Annotated in this window: 9 protein-coding genes; 6 read left to right on the forward strand and 3 right to left on the reverse strand. The window is 64.9% G+C overall.

Features of this window, described 5'->3' with window-relative positions:
• The first annotated feature begins 89 nt into the window (after positions 1-89).
• The gene (locus tag Q8K09_RS09910) at positions 90-1,574 is read left to right on the forward strand and encodes an NAD(P)/FAD-dependent oxidoreductase (RefSeq protein ID WP_305254800.1); all 1,485 of its coding nucleotides are present in this window, start codon (positions 90-92) and stop codon (positions 1,572-1,574) included.
• A 428-nt stretch (positions 1,575-2,002) separates the two neighbouring features.
• Here the strand turns inward: Q8K09_RS09910 and Q8K09_RS09915 are convergent, their stop codons facing one another.
• A complete protein-coding gene (locus Q8K09_RS09915; RefSeq protein WP_305254801.1) occupies positions 2,003-2,155 on the reverse strand; it encodes a hypothetical protein in 153 nt (50 codons plus the stop codon).
• A 722-nt stretch (positions 2,156-2,877) separates the two neighbouring features.
• Here Q8K09_RS09915 and Q8K09_RS09920 point away from each other — a divergent pair.
• The 4 genes from Q8K09_RS09920 (at position 2,878) to Q8K09_RS09935 (ending at position 6,737) form a co-directional block, all read left to right on the forward strand.
• Entirely contained in the window at positions 2,878-4,041 is a 1,164-nt protein-coding gene (locus Q8K09_RS09920; protein WP_305254802.1) for an iron-containing alcohol dehydrogenase, read from the forward strand.
• Between the two features lie 148 nt (positions 4,042-4,189).
• A complete protein-coding gene (locus Q8K09_RS09925) occupies positions 4,190-4,624 on the forward strand; it encodes a thioesterase family protein (RefSeq protein ID WP_305254803.1) in 435 nt (144 codons plus the stop codon).
• Between the two features lie 242 nt (positions 4,625-4,866).
• Positions 4,867-5,934, forward strand: a complete 1,068-nt coding sequence (locus tag Q8K09_RS09930) for a DUF2157 domain-containing protein (RefSeq protein ID WP_305254804.1) — start codon at positions 4,867-4,869, stop codon at positions 5,932-5,934.
• Positions 5,931-6,737, forward strand: a complete 807-nt coding sequence (locus Q8K09_RS09935) for a DUF4824 family protein (RefSeq protein ID WP_305254805.1) — start codon at positions 5,931-5,933, stop codon at positions 6,735-6,737. Before Q8K09_RS09930 ends, Q8K09_RS09935 begins: the two co-directional genes overlap by 4 nt.
• A gap of 156 nt (positions 6,738-6,893) precedes the next feature.
• Here Q8K09_RS09935 and Q8K09_RS09940 read toward each other — a convergent pair whose 3' ends face one another.
• Positions 6,894-8,183, reverse strand: coding sequence for an MFS transporter (locus tag Q8K09_RS09940; protein WP_305254806.1), 1,290 nt, complete (start codon positions 8,181-8,183; stop codon positions 6,894-6,896).
• A gap of 448 nt (positions 8,184-8,631) precedes the next feature.
• Here Q8K09_RS09940 and Q8K09_RS09945 point away from each other — a divergent pair, with 448 nt between their 5' ends.
• Complete coding sequence (locus Q8K09_RS09945; RefSeq protein ID WP_305254807.1) at positions 8,632-11,466, forward strand: AMP-binding protein; 2,835 nt, start codon at positions 8,632-8,634, stop codon at positions 11,464-11,466.
• A 270-nt stretch (positions 11,467-11,736) separates the two neighbouring features.
• On the opposite strand, the gene Q8K09_RS09950 is transcribed toward Q8K09_RS09945, so the two are convergent.
• A complete protein-coding gene (locus Q8K09_RS09950; RefSeq protein WP_305254808.1) occupies positions 11,737-12,168 on the reverse strand; it encodes a glycine zipper domain-containing protein in 432 nt (143 codons plus the stop codon).
• Between the last annotated feature and the right edge of the window lie 20 nt (positions 12,169-12,188).

The following is a 12,188-nucleotide window of genomic DNA, read 5'->3' on the forward strand; positions in this document are numbered from 1 at the left end:
GGCGAACCCGCCTGGCTGAGCGGCTGAGAAAACATCGCTTGCCTGCTGCGACCCTCGCCGGGCGAGGCAACACGACTGCGAGGCAGCCTATGGATGTGGAACACCTGGACGTACTGATCATCGGTGCTGGCCTGTCGGGTATAGGCGCGGCCTATCACCTGATGCAGCAGTGCCCGAGCAAGCGCTTCGCGATCCTCGAGGGTCGGCATGCCCTCGGTGGCACCTGGGATCTGTTTCGCTATCCGGGCATCCGCTCCGACTCGGACATGTACACCCTGGGCTACAACTTCAAGCCCTGGACCGAACCGCAGGCGATTGCCGATGGCCCGTCGATCCGCCGCTATATCGAGGAGACCGCGCGGGAGAACGGCATCGATGCAAAGATCCGCTACCAGCACCGGGTGCTCAAGGCTGACTGGTGCAGTGAGGCGGCGCGCTGGACGCTGCAGGTGCAGTGCGGCGAGGCGGCCGAACCGAGTCTGCTGAGCTGCAACCAGTTGCTGATGTGCACCGGCTATTACCGCTACGACGCGGGATATACCCCGGTTTACAAGGGCCGCGAACTGTTCCGCGGCACCTTTATCCATCCGCAGCAGTGGCCGCAGGATTTTGACTACAGCGGCAAGACCGTGGTGGTGATCGGCAGCGGCGCCACCGCCGTGACCCTGGTGCCGGCGCTGACTGACAAGGCCCGTCATGTGACCATGCTGCAGCGCTCGCCGAGTTATGTGGTTAGCCTGGCGCAGCGCGATGTGCTGGCCAACCTGCTGCGCCGCTGGCTGCCGCCGGTCGTGGTGTACCGCCTGGTGCGCACACGCAATGTGCTCATGCAGCTGAGTTTTTACACACTGGCCAAAGGCTTGCCTGCGCTGGTGCGCAAGTTGCTGCTGGGCCAGGCCCGGCGACAGTTGGGCGCGCGTTTCGATATGCGCCATTTCAGCCCGCGCTACCAGCCGTGGGATCAGCGCGTATGCGTGGTGCCGGACGGCGATCTGTTCAAGGTGCTGCGTGCGGGCAAGGCGTCGCTGGTGACCGAGCAGATCGACAGCTTGACCGAAACCGGCATCCGCCTGAAAACCGGGCAGGTGCTGCCGGCCGACGTGATCGTCAGCGCCACCGGTCTGGACTTGCTGATGTTCGGCGGCATCGAGGTGGCGGTAGACGGCCAGCCATTCGATGCGTCCAAGAGCATGGGCTATCGCGGCATTATGCTGCGTGACCTGCCCAATGCCGCGGTAGTGCTGGGATACACCAACGCCAGCTGGACGCTCAAGGCGGACCTGTCCAGCGAATACTTCTGCCGCCTGATCACCCACATGGATGCCATCGGCATGCGCCAGTGCACGCCTCGCGACCCGGCGCGGCAGGTCGGGGAGGCGCCGTTTCTCGACTTGACCTCTGGTTACATCCAGCGCGCCGCCGACAGAATCCCCAAGCAAGGCGATCGCGTGCCTTGGAAGCTCTACCAGAATTACCTGCTCGACCTGGCGCAGTTGCGCTATGGCAAGCTGGAGGACGGTTACCTGGAGTTCAGCTCGCCGCACCACCCCGAGGAGGCTGGCTCGGTAGTATGAGACTCAGTCCCACCGCGCCCCGTAGGATGGCGTTGAGCGCAGCGATACCCATCAGGTGGTGTCATGGCGACTATCGATGATGGGTTACGGCGCGTTTGTACTGCTGATGGCAGGTCAGTTTGCGGGCGCCTAACCTACGCGGCCCGACCCATCCTACGGACTGCGCCTGGCTCATCCTGCGTACTGCTTGCCGGAGGCGGCCGGCAATTTCTGGTGTTGGCATAGCCTTGTGTAAGCCAAACGCCATAGGTAATTGAGGATTATCAACTACAACGGCAGGGCAATTAGAGCTTTTCTGATGTGCATAAGGCCACTATGCTTCGCCGGATATTTTTTGGTGAGTGCGACGGCTCCTTGGGCGGGGTCAACAGCATCATCCGCAGGTAAGAAGGGACTCTGCCATGAAAGAACAACGCTACCTCCCTGCGCTACGCGCGCACATCGACCAACTGCTGAGCGAGAACTGGGTTATTGCTCAGCGCAATCCGCTCAAATTGCAGCTCGGGGGCAGAACCTGCCTGGTTATGCACGGCATGCTGATCAGCGAAGGACCGCTCTGGAATCATCTCGAGCCCCAGCATGCTTGCTCCGCTCAAAGCCTGCAATAGCAGCGCGTATCGTTCGGCGTGTCGCTGGCTGGCAGGTGCGGGCTTGCCGTGTAAGTCGTCTGCTCAGCTGCCATGCTCGACGCAATCAATTGCCGCGAGATTAACCCGCTACCCGCTACCCGCTACCCGCTACCCGCTGCCCGAAGGCCGGCCATCAGGTGTTGTTCTACCTGCGGCCGACGCGCAGCAGTGGCAGCTCGCCTAGTCGGCCCGGCAGGTTACTCACCGCGCCATGCGGTCGGCGTCGCGCGAGGCGATGCGTTCCCCTGTCAGGGCGTTGAACGTACGCAGTAGGTTCAGGCCGAGGGTTGAGATATTCACCTGCCGAATACGACTTCTCACACGACTAGATTTGCAAAACAGTAGTGCCCTGCTTGTGGCGGGTGGCAACCCTTCTTCGCCTAATGTTGAACCATGCCTGAATGGCCACGGAGCACTTGCAGGGGCAATTGTGTTGACCGGCCGTTCGCCGCGCCAGGGAGCCGTCGATGCAGGCATTCATGTCGAGGTGACCCGCTGCCGCAGATGTGCGCCTGGCTTCAGCCGCGCAGGTTTTACCCGCGTATCGGGGTGGCTTGCTCAATCGCTCCCCGCTCATCTCCCTGGATGTGAGAGGGTGGTGACGAGTATCGCCGGCTCCCTTGTGGTGGCGGCCTCGACCGCGAAGGATTAAAGGGCAACCAGAGGATCACACCATGCAGCCATTCAGCTTCGCCACCACCGCACAGATTATCTGCGAAGCCGGTGCCGCCCACCGGTTGGCCGCGCTGTGCGTCGAGCGTGGCGCCAGAACGGTATTGATCGTCACCGATCCCGGGATCACCAGGCTTGGTCTGCTGGCCGAGGTGTTGCCTGGTTTTCTGCTGGCGGGGGTGACCGCGCAGGTGTTCGATCAGGTGCTGGCCGACCCGCCGGAAGCCATCGTGCAGAGCGCGGTGGAGCAGGCCAGAGCGCTCAAGGCCGAGCTGATCATCGGCTTCGGCGGCGGCAGTTCGATGGACGTGGCCAAGCTGGTCGCGTTGCTTGCGCATCCCGACTGCACTCAGCAACTGGTCGACATTTACGGCGTCGGTAATGCCAAGGGCTGGCGTCTGCCGTTGATCCAGGTGCCGACCACCGCCGGTACAGGTTCGGAAGTGACCCCGGTGGCGATCGTCACCACCGGCGCGACGACCAAGCTGGGTGTGGTTTCGCCGTTGTTGCTGCCGGACCTGGCGCTGCTGGACGCCGACCTGACCCTCGGCCTGCCGCCGGCGGTGACCGCCGCCACCGGCATCGACGCCATGGTGCATGCCATCGAGGCCTACACCAGCGTGCAGAAAAAGAACCCGCTGTCCGATTTGCTGGCCCGCGAGGCGCTGCGCTTGCTGGCCACCAATCTGGACGAGGCGGTGCACAACGGCGGCAACCGCCAAGCGCGCCAGGCCATGCTGCTCGGCGCCTGTCTGGCTGGTCAGGCGTTCGCCAATGCGCCGGTGGCGGCTGTGCATGCGCTGGCCTATCCGCTCGGAGGGCATTTCCACATCCCCCACGGCCTGAGCAATGCCCTGGTGCTGCCGCATGTGCTGGGCTTCAATGCGGCAGTGGCCGCGCCGCTGTATGCCGAACTGGCGCCGCTGGTACTGGGCGCCAAGTTGCGGCCCGGCAGCGCCATGCGGCAGACCGAGCAGTTCATACTTGAACTGGCCGACTTCAGCGAGCGCAGCGGCCTGCCCACGCGTTTGCGTGATGCCGGGGTGGCGCAGGATATGCTCGCGCAACTGGCGTGCGAGGCCATGCTGCAACAACGCCTGCTGGTGAATAACCCGCGCGAGATGACCGAGGCGCACGCCCTGGCCATCTACCAATCGGCCTATTGAGGCGAGCGCCATTGCCGGCCCAAGGATCGTCCGATCAATTCACTTCAAAACCCGCGCGGACGAGTCCCGTTGGTGCGCGCGGCGCACCCTACCCGAGGCGTGCGGGGCCACCTAGGCTGCGCGCACCATTGCCTACCAAGGACACTCAATGAATCCACCCCAGCACTTGCGCAGCGACTACCCACACTTCCAGCCGATCACCACGCGCTGGCACGACAACGATGTCTATGGCCATGTGAATAACGTCACCTACTACAGTTACTTCGACAGCGCGGTGAACAGCTATTTGATCGAGGTCGGCGGCCTGGATATTCACAATGGCGAGGTGGTCGGTTTCGTTGTCAGTTCCAGTTGCGACTACTTCGCCTCCATCGCCTTCCCCGAGCGCATCGAGATCGGTCTGCGGGTGGCCAAGCTGGGCAACAGCTCGGTGCAGTACGAGCTGGCGGTGTTCAAGCAGGGCGAGGATGAGGCCTGCGCGGCCGGGCGTTTCGTCCATGTGTTCGTCGATCGGGCGAGCAACCGGCCGCTGCCGATTCCGGGGCGCCTGCGTGAGGCGCTGGCGGCGTTGCAGGTGCAATAGTTGTTCGCGGGCATGGCCCGCTTCTACGGTTTTGCGGTGCACTGACTGGTAGGCGGGGACCTGTCCGCGAATGGATATTGCCCCTTGGCCACGGTTCGCGGCCAAGGCCCCTCCTACGATGCGCTGGTGTTCTGGCGAGGGCGGACTTGCTTGCGAGCCTTTGACGGTCCCTGCGGCAAATGCATGGTGAATTTGCTGGCGGCGCACTAGGCTGTCGGCAGTCACCATGCCAAGGAGTGCCCATGTCCGCCCCCACCCGTGAACAGGCGCAGCAGCGCGCCGAGCAGATTCACGCCTTTCAGCAGGAGCTGGCGCAGTTGCAGGCCGAGCGGGTGGTCAGCCTGGCGCCGGAGCAGCAGGTGGCGATCAGCATCTATCACCAGCAGCTGCTCAGCCATTTCACCACGACCCTGGATATCGATGCCGACCAGCACGCGCGGCAGTTGTCGCTGGGCATGCGTGTCGCCTCGCTGTTTGGTTCCCTGGCCCTGGCGGCTGGGGTGTTCTTTCTGTTCTATCAGTTCTGGGGGCTGTTCAACGAAGCGGCGCAGGTGGCGATCCTGCTTGGCAGTGCGCTCGGCAGTCTGCTGCTGACCTTCTGGATTCAGACCCGCGACCGTTCCGGTTACTACGCCAAGCTGGCGGCGTTGCTGAGTTTTGTCTGCTTCGTGCTCAATCTGAGCATGCTCGGCCAGATTTTCAATATAACCCCCTCGGACCAGGCCCTGCTGCCCTGGGGCGCGCTGGCCTTGCTGCTCGCCTACCAGTGCCGGCAGCGCCTGCTGCTGGCCACCGGGATCCTCTGTCTGGGGTTGTTCGTGGCCATTCGCTGCAATGCCTGGGGCGGCTTCTACTGGTTTTCGGTGGGCCAGCGGCCGGAGAACTTCCTGCCGGTGGCGCTGCTGCTATTGGCCGTACCGCAGCTGTTCGAGCAGTCCCGCTACAGCGGCTTCGCCAGCCTCTATCGCAGCATGGCGCTGCTGTTCCTGTTCATTCCGCTGCTGCTGTTGTCCTACTGGGGCGCCGGCAGCTACCTGCCCTGGTCGAGCGCGGCGATCGAGGCGCTGTACCAACTGCTCAGCTTCCCCCTCGCCGGGCTGGTGATCTGGCAGGGCATTCGCCGCGGCTGGACGGAGCTGGTCAATATCGGCCTGCTGTTCGCGGTGATCTTCCTCTACGCCAAGCTGTTCGACTGGTGGTGGCAGCTGCTGCCCAAGTATTTGTTCTTCCTGCTGCTGGGCCTGCTCTCGCTGTTGCTCCTGGCCCTGCTGCAACGCTGGCGCAGAAGCGCCCAGGAGGGTGCGCAATGAACCTCTGGAACACGCGCCGGCGCCTGTGGCTGGGCCTTGGTCTGATCCTGCTGAGCAACGCCATGGCCCTGGCTGGGGTTTATTACAACCGCAGCGGCGCGCCGGAGAGCAGCCTGACCCTGAGTGAGCGTGAACTGCAGCTGCCCTACGGCGACTGGTTCCAGCGCGAGGACAACAGCGCTGTGCGTGTGCAGCTGCTGTGGCGCCACGGCCAGGTCGACTGGTTGAGTGCAGACAAACTGCGGGCCCTGGGTTTCCGAGTGCCCGACTTCAGTGAGGACGATTGGCCGCGGCGCCTTAACCGGCAATTGGCCCGTCCGGTCGTGTTGGTGCTGGAGCTCGACGGCCCGGCGTACCAACGCCACGTGCAGAACGCGGATCAGGCGCTGGCCGAGGCCGAGGCGCGCGTGCAGAGCCGCCCGGATGATCAGGAGCTGCAGCGCCAGCGCGACAGTCGTCAGCAGCAACTGGTCCAGGAACAGCAGCGTGACAGTCGTCTGTTCTTGGTTGATGCCGGGCTCGACGCGCGGGCGCTGCGCCAGGCCTATCCGAACCGTCAGCGTTACCTGTTGCTGGGCGGACGTCTGAAGCCTCATGCCGGCAGTGGCAAGCCTGGGCCGGGCGGGTTTACCGCGACCATCTCTCCCGAGCATGCGCAGATCACGGTGCCACATGCCCTGCGCGAGGTGTTCGTCGACTGGCAGCAGGGTGGCGCCTACCGTGAGGAGCGGCCGCGAGTGCGGGTTCAGGTCGCGTTCGGCCGCCGCCACGAGCCATGGATGCTCGATGCCAGTCGTCAGTAGGCGCTGGCCAGATGGTGTGTCAGTAATTGGGGTAAGCGTAGGGTGGGCCGGACGGCGTTTCGTTCGGCGCGCAGCAACAGCCTGCCGGATCGGCTTTTCGCCGGCAGCCTGCGGCGAGTCACACCTGCAAATCGATATTGCCGCAACCTTTGCGCCTTACCAGTCGGCCAGCGCCGCGCGGCGGCCGCGTTTGAGGTCGACGCTGGCGAGGATCAGCAGGCCGAGGACGAAGTAGCTTCCTGTGATCAGCATCGCCAGGCGGTGGTCGCCATCGGTCAGCCAGCTGGTCAGGCCGTAGGTCATCGGCCCGATGATCGACGACAGCTTCACTGCCTGGCCCCACAGGCCGTAGAACTCCGCCCGCCGCGACGCTGGCGCGAGCAGGCCGACGATGGCGCGTCCGGCCGACTGGCTGGCGCCCATGCACAAGCCGGCGATATTCGCCGCCAGCCAGAACAGCGGCGGCCCCTCGGCGGCCCAGGCCAGACCGATCATCAGCAACCAGCCGAACAGAGTCAGGGTTAGGGTGGTGAGGTGGCCGAGGCGGTCCTGCACATAGCCGAACAATACGGCGCCGATCGAGGCGGTGATATTCACCAGCAGGATCAGCTTGAGGGTGTCCTGGGTGGTGAAGCCCATGGCCTGGGTGGCATAGATGGCGGCCAGAGTGACTACTGCGGCGATCCCGGCCTGGTAGCACAGGGTGCAGGCGAGAAAGCGCAGCAGGTCGCGATAGCGCCGGGCCTCGCGGACCGTACGGGCAAAGCGGGCGAATGCTACCCGCGCGCTGTGGCGGGCGGCCGGTTGCAGCTGCGCCTGGCTGCGCTCGCGCAGGAACAAGAATGTCGGCAGGCTGGCCAGGGCGAACAGGATGGCGGTGAGGAGCATGCACACCGGCACAAACTGCGCCGCCGTGTGGCCTTGGGCCTGCGCCCAGCTGACATAGGCCAGGCTGGCGCCGAGGCTGAGCAGACCGCCGAGATAACCGAAGCCCCAGCCCCAGCCGGAGACCCGGCCGATGGCATCCTCGCGGGCGATTTCCGGGAGGAAGGCAGCGATCAGGTTCTCGCCGCTGCCGAAGCAGAAGTTGGACAGCACGATGAAGACGATGGCGATCACCAGCGCGCCCGGTCCGGCCAGCGCCAGGCCTGCGGTAAAGACTACACAGCCGAGGGTGCACAGCAGCAACAGACGCTTCTTGCAGGCATAAGCGTCGGCGTAGGCGCCAAGCAGCGGCGCGCTTAGGATGATCAGGGCATAGGACAGGCCGATGGCGCTGGTCCAGGCCAGGGTGCCCCAGGTCGCGCCTTCGGCCACCACGGCGACGAAGTAGGCACTGAACACCGCGGTGATCACCACTGTGGTGTAGCCGGAGTTGGCGAAGTCATACATCGCCCAGGCCCAGGCTTCGCGACGCGTGACTCCAGGGGCAAGGCTGGGGGGCATGGCAAACACTCCGGGTTGGTGCTGGACAATTGTGGGTAGATCCTAGCAGCCCGCTCTGCGAGAGACGACCGCGCTATAACCGCGGGTCTGTTATGGGCCAGAGGTTATTATCGCTAACGCCGGCCAAGGCCTATTGTTCTTGGGGATGGCTCCAGGTGCCAACGCGTAGATCCTATGTTCATACGCAAGGTCTGCAGCATCGTAGGGTGGACGACGCTCTATCCATCCACCAACAGCGATGGTGGATGAAAAAGGCTACGCGCCCCGACCCACCCTGCACAGCTCTCGTAGCCCGGATGCAATCCGGGAGCAGTTTTTCAGGCGCTGGATTTCCCCAGATTGCATTCGGGCTACAAAAAATGCTGCTCACATGAGTCAAGTGAACAGCATGGGCGCAGTAGGTGAGAGTTTTTTCACAGGCTCTCAGGACATTCTTGAGGGGTTGCCGATGAGTCGTTTGCCTCACGCCACAAGCGCCCATCCCGATCCAGCGGCGGCGCAACGGCTGCTGCGCATCGTGCGACAGACGGTTGCCGAGCTGCGCCCTGATGCGCTGCAGGATTCCCCCGTCAGCCTGCACAGCAGGCTCGACAGCGATCTGGGGCTGGACAGTCTGGGCCGGGTCGAGCTGTGGTCACGGGTCGAGCGCGAATTTGCGGTGCGTTTGCCGCAAGCGCTGTTCGCTGCGGCGCAGACCCCAGGCGATTTGCTTGAAGCGCTGCTGGCATGCGCTCCTGCCGACCGCCCGGCTTCGCGCGGCAGCGTCGAGCACGTGCCTGTCGGCCCGCAGGAGCGGCTCACGCCAGACGCTGCGCAGACCCTGATCGAGGCGCTCGACTGGCATGTGCAGCGCCACCCGCAGCGCATTCATGTGCGCCTGCTGGGCGATGGCGATGAGCCGCAAGACATCAGCTATCTGACCCTGCAGCAGGGCGCCCGGGCAGTTGCTTGCGGGTTGCAGCAGCGCGGCCTGCGCGTTGGGCAGCGGGTAGCGCTGATGCTGCCGACCGGCCGCGATTTCCTCTTCGGGTTCTTCGGCATCCTCCTCGCGGGCGGTGTGCCGGTACCGATTTATCCACCCGTGCGCCTGGCGCAGATCGAGGAGCACTTGCGCCGCCAAGCCGGCATTCTGGAGAACGCACAGGCGACGGTACTGATTACCGTAAGCGAAGCTAAATTGCTCTCCAGGCTGCTCAAGTCGCAAGTACCAAGCCTGCGCGAGATCGCCAGCGTGGCCGAGTTATCCGCTGTCCCCGGCACCTTCCTGGCAGTCACCCGGCAGGCTGGGGATCTGGCGTTTCTGCAGTACACCTCGGGCAGTACCGGCCAACCCAAGGGGGTGATGATCAGCCACGCCAACCTGCTGGCCAACATGCGCGCGATGGCCTCGGCGCTGCACGTCAGCGCCGATGATGTGTTCGTCAGCTGGCTGCCGATGTACCACGACATGGGCCTGATCGGCGCCTGGCTCGGCAGTCTGTATTACGGCTTCGTTCTGGTGCTGATGTCGCCGCTGGCCTTTCTCTCCCGGCCCGTGCGCTGGCTGGAGGCCATCCACCGCTATCGGGCCACGCTGTCGGCGGCACCAAATTTTGCCTACGAGCTGTGCCTGAGCAAGCTCGCTGACAGCGAGATCCAGGGCCTCGACCTGAGCCGCTGGCGCCTGGCCTGCAACGGTGCCGAGCCAGTCAGCCCGGACACCCTGCAAGGCTTCGCCGAGCGCTTCGGCAGTTATGGGCTGCAGCCGGGTGCGCTGGCTCCGGTTTATGGCCTGGCCGAAGCGACCCTGGGTGTGGCCTTCCCGCCAGTGGGCCGTGGGCCGCTGATTGATTGGGTTAAGCGCGAACCGTTCCAGGCCCGGGGCGAAGCCTTGCGCGCCGAGCCGGGAAGTGTCGATGCGCTGCGCTTCGTCAGCTGCGGTCGGCCGCTGCCAGGGCATCAGGTGCGGATCGTCGATGACCACGACATCGAACTGCCCGAGCGTACCGAGGGTCATCTGCAATTCAAGGGGCCGTCGACCAGCAGCGGCTATTTCCATAACCCGCAGGAGAGCCGGCGGGTACGCCATGGCGAATGGCTCGACTCGCTCGATCTGGCCTACATGGTGGCAGGCGAGGTCTACCTCAGCGGGCGGGCCAAGGACCTGATCATCCGCGGCGGGCGCAATATCTATCCCTATGATTTGGAGGCTGCGGTCGGCAACGTGCCGGGCCTGCGCAAAGGCTGCGTCGCGGTGTTCGGCTGTGCTGACCTGGCCGGCGCCAGCGAGCGCCTGGTGGTGCTGGCGGAAACCAATGAGAAGGACGCGCGCGTGCGGCAACGCCTGCAGCAGCAAATCCGCCGGGTCGCCACCGAACTTACCGGGGTGCCGCCGGACGATATCGTCCTGGCGCCGCCGCACAGCGTGCTGAAAACCTCAAGCGGCAAGATTCGCCGCGCCGCCAGCCGTGAGCTGTACGAGCGCGGCGAGGTGGGCCGGCCAGGGCGTCCGGTGTGGCGGCAACTGCTGCGCCTGTTGCAATCGGCGGCGCGCGCGCAACTCGGTCGCGGCTGGCGAAGCATTCTTGCGCTGTGCTATGCCGGGTATTTCTGGGCCTTGCTCGGGGTACTGGGCAGCCTGACCTGGACGCTCGTGGTCGTGCTGCCGCAGCAAACCTGGCGGCGCCGTTTTACCAAGGCCGCGGCGCGCCTGTTCCTGCGTCTGGCGGGCATCCCGTTGCAGGTCGAAGGCCTGGAAAGGCTGCGTCAGCAGACGGTGCGCGTACTGGTCGCCAACCATGCCAGCTACCTGGATGGCGTGTTGCTCTGCGCGGCGCTGCCGCCTGCGTTCAGTTTTGTCGCCAAACGTGAGCTGGCCGGGCAGCGTATTGCCGGGCCCTTTCTGCGCAAACTCGGCACCTGCTTCGTCGAGCGCTTCGACCTGCAACGCAGTGCCGACGACGCCGAACGCCTGGCGCAGGCGTTGCAGGCCGGGCAGTCGCTGGTGTTCTTCCCCGAAGGCGCGCTGACCCGCGAACCGGGCCTGCTGCCATTTCGCATGGGTGCCTTCGTCCTGGCCGCGCGCGCCGATGTGCCGCTGGTGCCGGTGGCCATCGGCGGCTCGCGCAGGGTGCTGCGCGGCGACCAGTGGTTCCCCCGTCGTGGCGCAATCCACCTGCACATTTGCGCCCAGTTGCTGGCCCAGGGCCCTGGTTGGCTGGATGCGATCAAGCTGCGCGACGCCGCGCGGGCCGAGCTGTTGCAGCACCTGGATGAGCCGGATCGGCCGCTGCTGGCGGGGTGAGGGGCGCGAAGGGTTCGAACCGTAGGGTGCGCCGTGCGCACCGGGTTGCAGACGGCGTGACGTACGACGCGCGACGCCTTTTTCATCCACCATCGCAATTGGTGGATGGATAAAGCATCAGCTACGCGCCCCATCCACCCGACGAGATCGCAGGCCTTGCAAATACACATAGGGGCTACAAAAAAGCCGCTCCCCTGTCTGGGTGAGCGGCTGCTGTTGCTGTGGTCGATGACGCTGGACGGCAGGTGCGCATGGCGCTCCCGCGGCTATTCAATGGTGGCGATGTTTTTTGTGTTTCTTATGCTTTTTGCCATGGTCATGACGCCGACCGTCGTCACGGTCGCCGCCGGAGTATTCGTTGGCCAGTGCGCCGCCAGCGGCACCGCCGAGGCCCGCGCCTATCGTCGAGCCGGTGCTGCCGCCGACTTGGCCGCCAAGCACCGAGCCGCCTGCGGCGCCCAAACCACCACCGAGGGCGGCGTTGGTCTTGTTGCCGTCGCGGGCGGTAACCACACCGCCGGCCGCGCCGCCAACCCCGGCACCAATCGCCGCGCCGGTGCTACCACCGACCTGCTGGCCGATAATGTTGCCGAGGGCGCCACCCACACCGCTGCCGATGGCGACTTTGCCGGTGTCGCCAGCCAAGGCATATGGAGTGGATATAAGGCCGCTGAGCGCGAACGCTACGAGAATATTGCGCATGGTTTGAGTCCTGCTGAATA

The sequence above is a fragment of the Pseudomonas sp. genome, assembly GCF_030683065.1.
Taxonomy (GTDB): Bacteria; Pseudomonadota; Gammaproteobacteria; order Pseudomonadales; family Pseudomonadaceae; genus Aquipseudomonas.